At 35.2% G+C, this 15830-nt stretch carries 10 protein-coding genes; 4 read left to right on the top strand and 6 right to left on the bottom strand.

Going from position 1 to position 15830, the window contains the following annotated elements; all coding sequences use genetic code 11:
* Positions 1 to 63: 63 nt before the first annotated feature.
* A complete protein-coding gene (locus BMY39_RS06400) occupies positions 64 to 1452 on the top strand; it encodes a fasciclin domain-containing protein (protein ID WP_092577311.1) in 1389 nt (462 codons plus the stop codon).
* Between the two features lie 208 nt (positions 1453 to 1660).
* Complete coding sequence (locus BMY39_RS15165; protein ID WP_218140994.1) at positions 1661 to 1783, top strand: fasciclin domain-containing protein; 123 nt, start codon at positions 1661 to 1663, stop codon at positions 1781 to 1783.
* A 112-nt stretch (positions 1784 to 1895) separates the two neighbouring features.
* Here BMY39_RS15165 and BMY39_RS06395 read toward each other — a convergent pair whose 3' ends face one another.
* From BMY39_RS06395 to BMY39_RS06385, 3 genes are all read right to left on the bottom strand, one after another.
* Positions 1896 to 2606: a toxin-antitoxin system YwqK family antitoxin gene (locus BMY39_RS06395; RefSeq protein ID WP_092577308.1), complete on the bottom strand. Its 711-nt coding sequence runs from the start codon at positions 2604 to 2606 to the stop codon at positions 1896 to 1898.
* Positions 2607 to 2709: 103 nt separating this feature from the next.
* Positions 2710 to 4605, bottom strand: coding sequence for a membrane protein insertase YidC (gene yidC / locus BMY39_RS06390; protein WP_092577305.1), 1896 nt, complete (start codon positions 4603 to 4605; stop codon positions 2710 to 2712).
* Positions 4606 to 4694: 89 nt separating this feature from the next.
* A complete protein-coding gene (locus tag BMY39_RS06385; protein WP_092577301.1) occupies positions 4695 to 6311 on the bottom strand; it encodes a CTP synthase in 1617 nt (538 codons plus the stop codon).
* A gap of 280 nt (positions 6312 to 6591) precedes the next feature.
* On the opposite strand from BMY39_RS06385, the gene BMY39_RS06380 reads away from it, so the two are divergent.
* Both BMY39_RS06380 and BMY39_RS06375 read left to right on the top strand, forming a co-directional pair.
* Positions 6592 to 8610 (top strand): alkyl/aryl-sulfatase, encoded by a 2019-nt coding sequence (locus BMY39_RS06380; protein ID WP_092577296.1) that lies wholly within the window; start codon positions 6592 to 6594, stop codon positions 8608 to 8610.
* A 108-nt stretch (positions 8611 to 8718) separates the two neighbouring features.
* On the top strand, positions 8719 to 9210 hold the full coding sequence (locus tag BMY39_RS06375) for a CIA30 family protein (protein ID WP_092577293.1): 492 nt from the start codon (positions 8719 to 8721) through the stop codon (positions 9208 to 9210).
* Positions 9211 to 9233: 23 nt separating this feature from the next.
* On the opposite strand, the gene BMY39_RS06370 is transcribed toward BMY39_RS06375, so the two are convergent.
* The 3 genes from BMY39_RS06370 to BMY39_RS06360 form a co-directional block, all read right to left on the bottom strand.
* Positions 9234 to 11609, bottom strand: a complete 2376-nt coding sequence (locus BMY39_RS06370; protein WP_092577290.1) for a TonB-dependent receptor — start codon at positions 11607 to 11609, stop codon at positions 9234 to 9236.
* A gap of 364 nt (positions 11610 to 11973) precedes the next feature.
* Entirely contained in the window at positions 11974 to 14967 is a 2994-nt protein-coding gene (gene secDF, locus BMY39_RS06365) for a protein translocase subunit SecDF (RefSeq protein WP_092577286.1), read from the bottom strand.
* A gap of 184 nt (positions 14968 to 15151) precedes the next feature.
* Positions 15152 to 15766, bottom strand: coding sequence for a hypothetical protein (locus tag BMY39_RS06360; protein ID WP_092577282.1), 615 nt, complete (start codon positions 15764 to 15766; stop codon positions 15152 to 15154).
* Positions 15767 to 15830 lie beyond the last annotated feature (64 nt).

The following is a 15830-nucleotide window of genomic DNA, read 5'->3' as shown; positions in this document are numbered from 1 at the left end:
TTGTTTTTATGTTTAATTTATTCATACATTTGTTAAACAAAATAATAAAATCATAAAAAAACTATGAAAACATTAACAGCAACAAAAAAATTAATAGTACTATTTTTAGTATCTATATTTGTATTATCATGTAGTGATGATGACGGTCCTGCTCCATTTGTGCCAACAAATAGCCTTGTGGAGATTGTACAAGCAAATCCAGACATTTTATCAGACTTAGAAGCTGCTTTGGTGAAATATCCAGACTTAGTAAGCACGCTGAGCGGAAATGGAACGTTTACAGTTTTTGCACCAACTAATGATGCCTTTGATGCATTATTAGAAGCTATAGGGCAAGAGAGCATCGACGATATTCCAGAAGACGTGTTAAGAAACGTTTTAGAATACCATGTATTTACATCGGCAACAGTAACATCTAATTTAGTAGCCCCTGGCGACATTACAATGGCAAATGGTGAAACTGCGACGATAACAGCAGAAGACAATGGGTTATTTATTGCTGGCGCACAAATTATCGCAGTAGATGCCTTAGCAACAAATGGCGTTGCGCATATTATTGATAATGTAATGATTCCACCATCTATAGCGCCTATCGTAGGAACTATAGTAGCACCTGCTTATTTCAACAAGAATTTTACTACATTAATAGCAGCAGTACAAAATGCAAACACCGACGTTTTATCTGTGTTATTAGGAAATGGACCTAGCGGAAACGGTTTAACATTGTTCGCACCTACAAATGCAGCTTTTGAAGCCGCTGGGGTAACTGATGTTAACGGCGCTGATGCTGTATTAACGTATCATGTAATTGATGATACTGTAATGGCTGCAAATTTACCAACGACTGCTGGAGCTTCAACGGCAGTTGAAACACTTGGTGGTTTTGTTTATTTAACAAACGCAGGTGGGGCTGTTAGTTTAAACGGTACAACAACAGTTACTGATACTGACATAGAAGGATCGAATGGTGTAGTGCATGTAATAGATAGAGTATTATTGCCCCCAACTCAAACAATAAACGAAATAGTAGCTGAATTTGCTGGAGGCAGTCCAGGAGAATTTACTTTGTTAGCAACTGCATTACAGAGAGCTGGGTTAGGTGATACATTTGGTACCGATGGACCATTTACAGTATTTGCTCCGACTGATGCTGCATTTGAAGCTGCTGGATTAACTGCTGATGCCATAAATAGTACAGATCCTACTGCTGTAGCCGGAATACTAACACACCATGTTGTTAAAGCGAGTGCTTATGTATTTTCAACGGATTTAGTTACGGGTGATGTAGAGATGTTAAATGATCAAAATGTAGGCATAAACTTAGGAAACTTAACAGTGCAAGACGCTGCCAATAGTAATCCTCCAGCCGGTTTAGTACCTAGTTTACTAAATGTACATGCAACCAATGGTGTTGTTCATGTAATAGATAAAGTATTGTTACCATCAGAATAAAATTTTAGTTTGGTTTGTTTAGGATAGAAAATTGCTAAGTATGAAATTTTCTATAAGAGTCCCTTGAAATTTCAAGGGACTCTCTTTTTTTAAAAACAACAGTAAAAAAGTATAACAAATTAACGTTTTTTATGAACTAAAATTTCATTTTTGTTTAATTTATCATTAAATTTGTTAAACAAAAATACAAGAAATTAAAGGTAAAGATATGGCAGCAAATATCATGGGTGGTGCAGCCTTGGCGAGTACAAACAACAGGGTAAGCAACATAATTGCTGTTGATGTTAAAGCTTCAAATGGTGTTATTTACGTAATCAACAAGGTTGTTTAACCACCTTTACCAAAAGATATATTTAGTTTAGTTTGGTTTGTTTAGTATAGGCAAGTTTTAAGGTTTATAGTTAGTAAGTAAAAATTGTCTATGAAAAGAGTCCTTTGAGAAATCAAGGGGCTTTTTTTATGGGTTTATACTTGCCTTTTACTGTAAAGTCTTTGGTCTCATCAAGCTTACCTTTGTCATAATATTTCCAAATACCATGTTTTCCACCTTTTTTATATTGCCCCTCTACAAGCAATTCCCCTTTAGGATTAAAAAACTTAGCAGATCCATGCAGTTCATCATTCACATAGATTAAAGTTTTTAGCACTACACCTTTTAACGAATAATTTATAGCTTTACCTTCTAATAAACCATTTTTATAATGTTTTTCTTCGGCTATTTGTCCATTTTCATAATACACAAAACGCTCACCATCGAGATTTCCTTCACTATTATAATTTTCCAACGTCAAGAGCTTGTCTGAATTCTTTTGATAATATTTCCAAGTACCTATATAGGTTTTACCCCTCATGTTACCTTCACTAATAACTTTTCCTTTTGAAGTATAAAACTTAACTTGAGCAATATCTGTAGTGTCATTAAACTGTCGGGTTGCTGATAAAACAGCTTTACCTTTTATGTTTTTATAAAACTTAAAAAGCCCAATTTCTTTTCCATTTGCAAAAGCACCTTCATATCTTAAAACTTTGGTGCCGTCAAAATATTTTCTCCATACCCCATGGCGCTTACCATTCTCATTAAACTGATTAAATGTTTGGGCCACAGCGCTATTAAACCATCCCACTAAAAGAATTATAAAACCTAGTTTTTTCATTGATATACTAAAATTTAATTCATATACTACTAACGCAATTTCGTTTACTTTGTTATAACAAAAAAAGCTGCCAAAAGGCAGCTTTTTAAGAACACATGTTATCTTATTTCTTTCTTTTCTGTTGTATTTGTTTCTGCTGTTCTGCCTGTTCCATCATTTGTTTCATTTTAGTTTGAAACTTACTTTGCTTTTTCGGCTTCTTTTTATTCTCTTGTATTTGAGCGTGAATTTTATCTTCATCTAAGATGTAATTCTTAATTACCAAAATAATTCCGATACTAATCAAGTTTGAAATAAAGTAATATAAACTTAATCCAGATGCATAATTATTAAAGAAGAACAACATCATTATTGGTGAAAAATACATCATGTATTTCATCATTTTCCCCATATCTGGCATACCTTCCTGTTGCGGTTGCGATTGCATATTTTGCCCCGTTGTTAACCTCATATAAAAGAAAATAGCAATTGCTGCCAATATTGGGAATAAACTAACATGACTTCCGTAGAAAGGAATGTTAAATGGTAAATTCGCAATGGTATCATACGACGATAAATCGTCTGCCCATAAGAAACTTTTCTGCCTTAAGTCAAAAGCAGAAGGGAAAAACTGGAATAAGGCATAAAAAACCGGTAACTGTATTAAAGCTGGCAAACATCCTGCTAACGGACTTGCACCTGCTTTGGTTTGTAATGCCATAGTTTCTTGTTGTGCCTTCATTTTGTTATCCTTATGCTTTTCTCTAATCGCATCTAGCTCAGGCTTTAAAATCTTCATTTTTGCTTGAGATAAAAACTGCTTGTACTGCACAAACGATAAACATATTTTCACCAAAATTGTCATTACCACAATTGCAATTCCATAAGGCATAAACCCACCAAGGAAACCAAACAATGGCATAAAAATGTATCGGTTAATCAATCCAAAAATCCCCCAGCCAAATGGCACAATCTCATCTAGATTTCTATCGTAGCTATTTAAAATTCTAAAATCGTTGGGGCCGATATACCAATCTAAAGATTCGTTAAACTCGCCTCCTTTTAATTCCAGTGGGATTTTAGAAGTAAACATTTTGGTATACACCGTATCGTTTTCTTCATCTTCAACTAAATTTTCTGTAGTTATTTTTGCTGATTTAAAATGTGAATCCGTCAACAATACAGATGAGAAGAAGTGCTGCTTATACCCTATCCATGCAACATCATTTAAATCTTCATCAGCATCACCCATTCCTGTATAATCTGCATTTCCGCCATCATGTTCGTAATGAATATCGGTATATCTGTTCTCGTAAGAGATACTTTTTGCATGGCGATATCCTTTTAATTTCCAATCTAAATTAATAGCTTGGGAACTGTTGATAACATCGTTTAAACCTTGAGATTTTACACTAAAATCAATCATGTAATCGTCAGGTTTCAACTCATATCTGTATTCTAAAAATTCATTTTCAGAAACTTTTAGCTTCATAGAAACTATGGTATTATCTCCACTTTTAGAAACAGTTGGTGTAAAATATAAATCTTGTGTGTTAAGGATTCTACTATCGGTAGTTCCAAAATTAATATTGAAAACTGCATTGTTGTCCTTAATAATGTAGATTGGTATAGAATCGTAATCCACAAAATTCTTTAATTTCACTTGGGAAAGATATCCACCCTTGTTGTTAAATTTTAGTTCGAAAACATCTGTTTCTACGGTAGTTTCTTTATCTGAGGCATTTGCTGCAGAATAGGCAAAAGCACCCAATTTATTTTGAAGTTTTACCATTTGTAACGAGTCTGCCCCATTACCGATTGCAAAATCCTCTGCAGTAGTTACTAAGGTTTGCTTATCTGCCTTGGCGTTTTGTTCCGCAGCAACTTGTTCTTGTTTTGCTTTTTCTTGGGCTTCTAGTTCTTCTGGCGTTGGTTTATTTTGCCAGAACATGTAAATCATGATTCCAAAAATGAGAACAAAACCTATAACCGAGTTAATATCTAACTTCTTTTCTTCCATAGTTTTAAATTAAACATCCTCTATGTGGAGAGGATGATTTCTGATTGTCAAAAAACTGTCCAATGTACAACGAAATGCCACAATGGCATTTATTTCGATTTTTTATGTTTTAATGCTGCCTTTACAAATCCAACAAATAATGGATGCGGTTTTGCTACTGTACTTTTATATTCTGGATGGTATTGTACACCAATAAACCATGGATGATCTGAAATCTCAACAATTTCAACCAATTCGGTTTTGGGGTTTAAGCCTGTAGCCTGCATACCTCCTTTTTCAATCTGATATCTGTAATCGCTATTAAATTCGTATCGATGTCTGTGGCGCTCGCTAATATGTTCTGTTTTATAGATTTTTTCAACCTTACTTCCAGGCATCAATGCACAATCCCAAGCACCCAAACGCATGGTACCACCTTTATTTTTAATGCTTTTTTGCTCTTCCATTAAATCGATAACGGGATGCAAGGTATCAGGATCCATTTCAGTAGAATTTGCATTTGACAAGTTCAATACATTTCGTGCAAACTCTATAACCGCCATTTGCATTCCTAAACATATACCCAAAAACGGAATATTATGTTCCCTAACATACTTTACCGCCGAAATTTTACCTTCTATACCACGCTCGCCAAAACCAGGTGCTACTAATACACCATCTAAATGCCCCAGCATTAAACCTGCGTTTTCATCGTTTAAATATTCGGAATGTACAGACTCCACATTTACCTTTACTTCATTTTCTGCACCGGCATGAATAAACGATTCTAAAATAGATTTATAGGAATCCTGCAACTCCACATACTTCCCAATTAAGCCTATATTAATCTCGGTTTTTGGGTTTTTATGGCGTCTTACGAACTTGTTCCAATTCTTTAAATCTGGTTTGGTACTTTCTAAGTTAAGCTTACTTAAAACAATTTTATCCAAACCTTCTTTGAGCATTAAGTTAGGCACATCGTAAATTGTGGAAGCATCTATAGACTGTATAACAGAATCGGCAGTTACATTACAAAATAACGCCAACTTTTTACGTAGATCTTTTGGAAGGTTATGTTCTGTTCTACATACTAAAATATCTGCCTGAACACCACTTTCCATGAGTGTTTTCACACTGTGTTGGGTTGGTTTTGTTTTTAACTCGCCCGCTGCCGACAAATAAGGAACTAAAGTTAAATGAATAACAATACCGTTATGCTCCCCTAAATCCCAACGCAATTGTCGTACTGCTTCAATGTATGGCAAAGACTCTATATCACCAACGGTTCCCCCAATTTCGGTAATAACGATATCGTAATCTCCAGACTTACCCAAAAGTTGTACACGACGTTTAATTTCATCTGTAATGTGAGGCACCACCTGAACCGTTTTACCCAAAAACTTACCTTCACGTTCCTTTTGAATCACACTCTGGTAAATACGCCCTGTGGTAACATTATTGGCTTGACTCGTAGGTACATTTAGAAAACGCTCGTAATGCCCTAAATCTAAATCGGTTTCGGCACCATCCTCGGTAACGTAGCATTCACCATGCTCGTACGGATTTAAGGTTCCAGGATCTACATTAATGTAAGGATCTAGTTTTTGAATGGTTACCCGATACCCTTGTGCTTGTAATAATTTGGCTAAAGATGCGGCAATAATGCCTTTTCCGAGTGAAGATGTAACCCCGCCGGTTACGAAAATGTACTTAGTTTTGGTAGTCATGTTGCGCTTATAAACGCAGGCAAATTTACAAAATTAAAATAGTTATTTAGGAATTGTTTTTTAACTATTTAGGTTATTGTTATTAACAGTGATTTTTCTTGAAATACTAAAGTCTTAGGTATTGCCTTTATATAAATTTAAGGTATCTTCGTTTAACAGCGGATATAAGCCATTATAACGACGCATATCTATCAATGCATTCGTCAACATTTGGAAAATAGAAACCGTTCTAGTTATGTAATTTTAATATTGAAAAAATCACCCGATAACATTTAAAAACATGGAAGTAAGAATAAGCTTATCAGTCCTCTTAATTGGAGTAGTCCTCTTAGGTTGTAATCAAGAAAAAAATGTGAATTATACATTCTCTGAAAACCAGAAAGCAGCAACCGAATTTACAAAAACTCAAAATGCAACTTATTATGAATTTTTAGATTTTGATGACAAAAGCGCTTTCGAGCGCGTTGATAGAGGTTTTATAGCGCCACTAATTAACGAAGGCAACATTGAAGGTGTATTTGATGCTACGGGTTTTAATTTCATGCAAGATAAAGAACCACCTGCATCTGTTAACCCAAGTTTATGGAGACATGCCCAATTAGTAAATCGTGGAGGTTTATACAAAGTTACAGATAACATTTATCAGGTTAGAGGACAAGACTTAGTAAATCTAACCATCATTGAAACGAAAAATGGAATTATTTTATACGATGTAGAGTATACGGCAGCAACACTAGCAAGTTCAATAAAGCTTTACGAGCAGCACCGTGGAAAAAAGAAACTCAAAGGAGTGATTATTTCCCATAGTCACGCCGATCATTTTGGCGGTTTTGCTGGAATCTATGATGCTGGATTAGCCACTCCAGAAGATTTTAGCTCTGGTAGAATTCCCTTGATAGCTCCACTAAATTTCGTAGAGAAATCTGTAAGTGAGAATGTTATGGCTGGAAATATCATGGCTAGAAGAGCTGGATACCAATATGGAAATGTATTAAAACCAGGTGAAAAAGGCTTAATTACTGGTGCCTTGGGAGCTGCACTAGCTAATGGAGCTTCTTCCCTTCCAATACCAAACAAAATAATTAGTAAAGAAGAAGGTGAAAACCTAATAATTGATGGTCTTAATTTTGAGTTTTACTTCACTCCAAGTGCGGAAGCTCCAGCTGAGTTGGTGTTCTACATTCCTGAATGGAAAGCATTGTCTATGGCAGAAGAAGTAAATCACCTTCAACATAACATTTATACACTTAGAGGTGCTGAAACAAGGGATGCAAAGTTATGGGCTAGTTACATTGCAGATGTCATCGCTAGATTCGGAAATGAAGTTGAAGTCCAATTTGGCCCACATACATGGCCCGTTTGGGGTAATGAAGAAGTAGTATCCTACTTAAAGGACCAGCGCGACCTGTATCAATCCATCTACAATACAACATTGCGATATGCAAATTACGGGTATAGACCAAACGACATTGCCGAATTTGCTGAACTCCCAAAATCGGTATTCAATAGCTGGAACAATCGCCCCTATTATGGACAAACCGCTAATAATCTGAAATCGACCTACGTTAAAAATCTGGGCTGGTACAATGCAAACCCAACAGAGCTAGCAAGTTATCCTGATTCAGAACGAGGAAAAAGATACGTAAAAGCTATGGGAGGAGAAGGTGCAGTATTAGAAACTGCATTAGACTTTTTCGACGAAGGTGATTATAGGTTTACTGTTGACATTTTAAATAATATCATATCCTATACGGCCACTAATACAAAAGCAAACTTATTAATGGCCGACGCATTTGAACAATTAGGTTACCAGGAAGAAAATGCGCTATACAGAAATTGGTATTTATCGGCTGCAAATGAATTACGCGTTGGCGGAAATGTTCCAAATAATCTTAGTACTACTTCTCCTGAAGTAATAGCTTCATTACCAACAGAACTTTTAATGGAATATCTAGGAATGCTTGCAGATCAAATAAAAGCAGAACAAATGGGCAATTATTCCATAAACTTAAATCTCACCAACGAAGTTCCTTATAATTTAGATTTACATAATGGCGTATTAAACGCACTAAAAGACTATTCCGATCCTTCATCTGATGTAGCCATATCTGTTTTGAAAGCAGATTTTATTAACTACTTATATGGCAAAGTGAAATTAGATGAACTAACATCCTCAAAAAAAATAAAAATTGAAGGGAATTCAGACATTTTAACGAATCTAAGGAACGTTATTGACTTGACTATAAAAAATAATATGAACTTAGTATTACCACTTCAAAAAGAGAATAAAATTAATTAAAAGCAATTACCAAAATGGTACAAAGGGTGTTAAAACGCTCTTTGTACCAATCAATTAAACGAATTTAAATTGAAACTAGCGATTTTCTTATTCTTAATTATGCTACAGATGCAAACACATTCTATTGTTGATTTTAGTAAAACTTCCAATATTGAAAACTGGCTAATTGTTGACGATGTGGTAATGGGTGGGAAATCCTCAGGGCTTTTTAAAATTGATGATGCTGGCAATGGGAAGTTTTTTGGTGAAATTTCGTTGGATAATAATGGTGGGTTTTCATCTGTTAGGTATCGCGGAGCAACAATATCCACAGATCGTTATTCTAAAATTGTAATGCGCATTAAAGGTGATGGTAAGCGTTATCAATTTAGAGTAAAAGAACAGCTAGATCAACGGCATTCTTATGTTGCCTATTTTACCACTTCGGGCGATTGGGAAACTGTTGAAATAGCTTTCAAAGATTTATTTCCAAAATTTAGGGGACGCCTTTTAGATATCCCTAATTTTTCGGGTGATACCATTGCAGAACTCGGGTTTTTATTTGGTAACAAGAAAGCAGAATCTTTTGAGTTGCTAATTGATCGTATTTATTTACAATAAATCTGTTACATATATCTATCTGTCTATCGCCTTTTTCCACCCGAGTACTCCATAGCTTCACCTTTACCAAAACCATAGCTAAAACCTATAGCCACAAACCTACCACGTCTGCTCCAGCTGTATGCGTCTGAATTACCCTGTGATATAAAGCTTTCGGAAAATCTAGATTTAAAAACGTCTCTAATACTTAAATTAATTACACCTTTATCTTTTAATATTTTTTTTCGGATACCAATGTCTAGAAACGTATTTGCACTACTTACGCCCTGTACTGTTTTAACTTTTGATCTGTGATTGCCAACAGCTTCTAAGTCTATATCTGCAGGTAAATCAAATTTCGCCATAAGTTTCGAACTCCATTGATTACCGCTAAAATCAAAAACTGCCGACTCAAAAGTACCTTTCCTATCAAACTGATTGTAATTAAAATCTACATTAAATGTTAGCCATGTCGCAGGACTATACTTGGTATTAAATTCAATACCCAACGTACTATTGGTGCCAACGTTCTCGGGTATACTTGTATTAATATTATTTTCAAAAGTAGAAATACGCTCAATTACATCAGTGGTATAGCGGTGGTATATTCCAAGATTTAAAGATGTTTTTCCAATATCGAAAATACTGGTTAATTCATACGAATCTGTAAACTCGGGCATTAATTTTGGATTCCCCTTACGGATATTAAAGTTGTTGCGAATATTAAAAAACGGATTTAGTTCACGCATCCCTGGTCTATTAATTCGTGCTGAATAACCTGCTTGTAGCGACACAGCATCCGACAGTTTAAAAGAGGTATGAACACTTGGAAACAAATTGGTGTACGTTTGATTATTAGATTCGTTCGTAGTTACAAGCGTAGTCTCTAAATCGGTTTGCTCCAGTCTTAATCCCGCTTTCAGTCCCCATTTTTCATATTCGTATCCCCCAATAGCGTAGGCTCCTAATACTTTTTGATCAAACTGAAAGTTATTGGTTAACCCTAAATCAGTCACAAAATCGCCGTTTACCAAGTCCTGTACTTCAAAATCATTACCAATATCATCAATTTGATATTGCGCACCCGTTTCAAGAGTCCAAATCTCAGAAAACGGTTTTGTATAATCTATTTTAAACGTGTAATTATTAGAACCGTAATCTGTTCGCGTATTTTGTGTATTGTCTCTATCTGTTCCAGAAATAGTGGTGTCTTGAAATAAAGACGTTAAATCTTTAGAAAAGGATCGTCCAGTAGCACTCAACAATAAATCATGGTCTTCATGGTCTTCAAAATCTCTTTTATACACTAACTCATATTGCCACTTAGGGTTTGTTGCTTCTGTAGCTTCAGTACGATTCCATTCAGATGTTATATCGCTATTTGCATCTAGTGATTTAAAATTAATATCTGATGGTTGGTCTTCAATTTCATAAGCAAAATTTCCCGATAATGTTAAAACATTATTGTCATCGATATAATAATCGGTACCTAGGGTGATATTATAAAACTTTTCAACCCTTAAGTCTCTACCTTCACTAACTATGGACGTGCCGTTTTGCAAATTCTCATTTATATTTTCCGAATCTCTAGGATATACACGTCTTCCTAAGCCCATTTGGGTAAATAAATTGAATTTTTCCGAACGGCGATTTAAACTTATACCAATACTATTATTATCTGGAATACCTGCATTTAAACTAAACGCCCCGTTAATACCCTTACGTTCGTCTTTTTTAATAACTATATTAATAATTCCAGATGTACCTTCGGCATCATATTTAGCGGATGGATTGGTGATAACTTCAATTCTATCAATCATATCAGCAGTAATACTTCCTAAAGCGCCACCATCATCAGTAAGAATAGAAGGTTTGCCATTTATCAATACTTGAACACCAGAGCTGCCGCGTAAACTTATGGCACCCTCAATATCTACATTTACTGAGGGTACGTTATTTAGAACTTCTAAAGCACTGGCTCCGGTGCTACTTAAATCTTTGCCTATGTTAAACACGCGCTTATCTAATTTAAATTGTGATGAAGATACTTCTGCTTGCACTACCACTTCATTTAGTTGTTCTGCATCTTCTTTTAAAATAATTGTGCCTAAATCTACCTTTCCTCTATTAACGTTAAAGTCGCTTATGGTTTTAGAGACAAAGCCCATAAAGCTTATTTGAATATAAAATTGCGTTGCTTCGGTTTCAATTTTAAAAGAACCATCATCTGAAGTAATTACCCCTGTGATGGTTTGTTTTGTAGTGTTATCAAATAAGGCCACAGTAGCGTAGGCAAGAGGTTGCTTGCTTGTTTCTTCAATAACTTGACCCTTAATTTGAATATCTTGAGCTGATAGAAGACAACCAAAACTATAAATGGCCACTATTAAAAACCATTTGATCACATATTTAACGTCCATTTTTCTTAAACCTATTAGATTCTTTTTTAAAATGTAATATTGAGTTTGGTTTATATGGCGAAGTTATTAAGTATTCTACGATTTAGTCTTGTTTCGTTTCTTAAAGATTTATTAAAGTATTAGCTATGGTTGAGTGCTAACCTTAGCGGATTATGCGTTAGGGATTGCAGCGGCATCCTTTTTAAACTTCTTGAAGACAATTTGATTAAGAACTTTAATATTTAAGATTGCCACGTTGCATACTCCCCACAATGAGGTCATTTTAAAAAGATATAGCGGAAAGCCCGACCCGACAGGGGAACGCCCAAAAACACAAAAGCCTGCAACTTACGTTAACAGGCTTTCTACAAAGGAAAAGTTTGAGTTAGTCTTTCTTATTTCCCTCTAATTTTTTTACCGAATCGTACATTATTGGCGTTGCAATAAATAACGATGAGTAGGTACCAACTATAACACCAACTATTAAGGCGAACATGAATCCTCTAATGGAATCACCACCAAAAACGAATATTGACAACAACACTACCAACGTAGTTAAAGATGTATTTAAGGTTCTACTTAGTGTACTACTTAGTGATGAGTTTACTACCCGATCGAATTTCCAGCTGGTATGCTCGTTAAAGAATTCACGAATTCTATCGAATACTACTACCGTATCGTTCAACGAATAACCAATTACTGTTAAGATTGCCGCGATAAATGCTTGGTCTATTTCCATATTAAACGGCATAAACTTGTAGGTAAGCGAGAAGATACCCAATACAATTAACACATCGTGGAATACGGCCGCTACCGCGCCTAATGAATACTGCCATTTTTTGAATCGTAGTAAAATATATAGGAATACAACGATTAAAGAGCCAAGAATTGCCCAAAATGATGCTTTTTTAATATCATCGGCAATAGTAGGGCTCACCTTGTCATTACGCATTAAACCAACAGTTTTGTCTTCTGCATCACTGATGAAATCCTCATATGTCATACCGTCAAAATATGGTTGTAAGGCACTAAATAGTGATGATCTGATTTCCTCATCAACCTCAGCTCCTGTTTCGTTCACTTTATATTTGGTAGTAATTTTTAATTGGTTTGCATCACCAAATGTTTTTGCATTGGCGCTACCAAATACTTCAGGATCTGAAAGTACATCCGTAATTTCAGAAGCATTCATATCTTGAGCGAAACGCACTTGGTAAGTTCTACCTCCAACAAAATCTACACCTTGGTCTAAACCATTAGTGAATAATGAACTTAAACCTATAGCTATTAATATTCCTGAGATGATATAAGCCACTTTACGCTTTTTCAAGAACTCAATATTGATATTTCTAAATAGATTTTTAGTAATTGCTGTTGAGAAGTTTAATTCTCCACCACGGTTTGTGTACCAATCTACAAGCAATCTTGTAATGAAAATCGCGGTAAACAATGACGTTGCAATACCTATTAATAATGTAGTTGCAAATCCTTTAATTGGACCTGTACCAAAAATAAATAATATTAATGCCGTTAATCCTGTAGTAATGTTGGCATCTAGAATTGATGATAATGCATTACTGAATCCGTCTTTAATAGCATCCTTTTGTCCTTTGCCTTTGGCCAGTTCTTCTCGAACACGCTCAAAAATAAGTACATTAGCATCTACCGACATACCGATAGTTAATACAATACCAGCAATACCTGGCAAGGTTAATACGGCTCCCAATCCTGATAAAATACCGAAGATTAACAAAATGTTTAACAACATGGCGATATCGGCAAATCCTCCTACTTTTCCGTAGTAGAATATCATCCATAATAATACTACTGCCAGTGCAATTAAAAATGACATGGTACCACTATCGATAGCTTCTTGACCTAATGATGGCCCAACCACCTCACTTTGAATAATATCAGCCGATGCTGGTAATTTACCTGCACGTAATACGTTGGCTAAATCAATGGCCTCGTTTAAGGTAAAATTACCCGAGATTGAGGAGTTTCCGCCAGAGATTGGGCCTGTGGTTACGCCTGGTGCTGAGTACACAACATTATCTAATACAATAGCAATTTGACTACCTTGATTAAACGCTCTACCCGTCATTTCCTCCCAGATTTTCGCTCCTTTACTATTCATCTGCATAGAAACCTCTGGTTTTCCCGTTTGTCCATATTGCTGTCTTGCATCAGTTACTACTGCTCCGCTTAATTCGGGCTGATTATCTCTATTCCCCTTTAAAGCATATAAATCTACAATTTCACCATTCTTTTCAGGCTTACTAAATGCAAATTTCACATAACGCATTTCCGCAGGCAGTATAGCTCTTACTTGAGGCTTGTTTAAATACTCAAGTACAGTTTCTTTATCTTTAACTTCGAAAGAAGCTATTACTGGACCTCCTTGGTAGCCAAAACCCCGAATCAAACTAATTAACGGTCTTTCAGAAGTTAAATCAACTTCTGTAGAATCCGTCGCAGCCTCTCCTAAAAGTTCATCAATTTTATCTTCGGTAGCATTCTCTTCATCTTGCGGCTCAGTTTCAGCATCATCTTTTTTAACATCAACCAATTCCTTTAGAATCTGATCTGCTTGACCTAAAAACCCACCAAATTGCTCGCCTTTGTACACATCCCAAAACTCTAATTGTGCTGTACTTTGCAATAATCCTGTAGCACGCTCTATATCCTTCACTCCTGGTAATTCTACCAAAATACGACCAGAGTTCCCTAAACGTTGAATATTTGGTTGTGTTACACCAAATTGGTCAATACGCTTGCGCAGTACTTCAAAAGCAGAAACAATAGACTCGTCTATTTTTGTTTCGATAACCCCTTGTACTTCCTCGTCAGACATAGTACCATCAATTTCACCATCTAAGGCTTTCGTATAAAATATGTCTGGCGACGCTAATTTCTTATCGCCTTTAATAGCATCAAAAGCAATAAAGAAATCTTCCAAATAGGTATTCTGACTATCCTTTTGAAGTTCTGATGCATTTTCTAAAGCCGCATTAAATACAGGGTCCTTAGAATTGTTAGCTAATCCTTTTAATATGTCTTTTACAGATACCTGTAGAATAACGTTTAAACCCCCTTTGAGGTCTAAACCTAAGTTCATGGCTTTTTGCTTTACTTCGTTGTAGGTGTATTCGGCAACAAGTAAATCAAAAACAGTGTCATTTGCCTTCGCATCTAGATAATTAATTTCTTCTAAATTTCGCTTAGCACGGTAATCGTCCTCTGTTTCCGGAAATTTATTGATGGCAAATTCCTCAGCTTCTTTTTCAATTTGATTTGCTTTAAATGTGAATGATAATTGGTAGATACTTACCAAACCAAACAAAATAGCAAATAACTTAACTACTCCTTTATTTTGCATTTTAAATGTTTATTTAGTCAAAATTTTTAAACGCGCTAATATATAGTTTACGTTTAGATTTGACAATTTTAATGTTATTTGTGATTTTTTATTATAGCCTTTAGGTTGAAAAGCTATATTTTAGGTGTAAACTTTAAGGATACACATAAATAATAAGTGGGTTTCTAAAAGAACCTATTACCCATTAACAGCACGGTCCTGCCCTAACTTCGGGTATTTGTTGTAATGCATTGTTTAATTCTAGAAACGTATTTTTGTAAATACGGAATGCCTCTTTAAAACTGACATTTGCTTTTTTAGAACTGTTATAAGAGGCCGTTACTAAAATTTTAGGTTTGGAAAACCTATCTGTTTTTGTATTTAAATCTGCAACTGCAATGCCATTGAGGCCAGAATTTGATGTATTGCCTTTTTGAATTTCATGTACATCTAAGTTGTAAGCAACGTCATTATCTTCAAAAGGAACGCTAAATGGTGCGTCCTCATCATCTGAAGTGTTTAATTCAGATCTGATTTTCTTTAGAAGAATGCGTTTTACCGAAAAGACATCAGCATTACTATAATAGGTGATTTTTAGCTTACCATTGTTATCATCTACAACCCTAAAATCTTTAACACCAAAATGTTGTAGTTCTTCTTTTAAAATTGCAATGGTTACTTCTGCATCTACTTCAGAAACGTTTGCCTCATTAAATTCTAGTACGATTTCTTGATTATGCACATCAGCCTGTTGCTGGTTTGCAATACCAAGTAACACCAATAAAACAATTATGGCACCTATGTACTTTTTGAGACTCATGCGGCAAATATAAAAAAATAAAGACTGCATTTCTACAGTCTTTATTACAAATATTTATTTTAGG

Origin of the sequence: Hyunsoonleella jejuensis (genome assembly GCF_900111025.1) — a bacterium.
In the GTDB taxonomy this organism is placed as follows: Bacteria; Bacteroidota; Bacteroidia; order Flavobacteriales; family Flavobacteriaceae; genus Jejuia; species Jejuia jejuensis.
Note: the sequence above shows the minus strand (reverse complement) of the source record. Positions and strands in the feature narration are given on the sequence as shown.

Coding starts and splice junctions, on each gene's coding strand:
- BMY39_RS06400 (WP_092577311.1), top strand. CDS start 64: ATGAAAACATTAACAGCAACAAAAAAATTAATAGTACTATTTTTAGTA.
- BMY39_RS15165 (WP_218140994.1), top strand. CDS start 1,661: ATGGCAGCAAATATCATGGGTGGTGCAGCCTTGGCGAGTACAAACAAC.
- BMY39_RS06395 (WP_092577308.1), bottom strand. CDS start 2,606: ATGAAAAAACTAGGTTTTATAATTCTTTTAGTGGGATGGTTTAATAGC.
- yidC (WP_092577305.1), bottom strand. CDS start 4,605: ATGGAAGAAAAGAAGTTAGATATTAACTCGGTTATAGGTTTTGTTCTC.
- BMY39_RS06385 (WP_092577301.1), bottom strand. CDS start 6,311: ATGACTACCAAAACTAAGTACATTTTCGTAACCGGCGGGGTTACATCT.
- BMY39_RS06380 (WP_092577296.1), top strand. CDS start 6,592: ATGGAAGTAAGAATAAGCTTATCAGTCCTCTTAATTGGAGTAGTCCTC.
- BMY39_RS06375 (WP_092577293.1), top strand. CDS start 8,719: ATGCAAACACATTCTATTGTTGATTTTAGTAAAACTTCCAATATTGAA.
- BMY39_RS06370 (WP_092577290.1), bottom strand. CDS start 11,609: ATGGACGTTAAATATGTGATCAAATGGTTTTTAATAGTGGCCATTTAT.
- secDF (WP_092577286.1), bottom strand. CDS start 14,967: ATGCAAAATAAAGGAGTAGTTAAGTTATTTGCTATTTTGTTTGGTTTG.
- BMY39_RS06360 (WP_092577282.1), bottom strand. CDS start 15,766: ATGAGTCTCAAAAAGTACATAGGTGCCATAATTGTTTTATTGGTGTTA.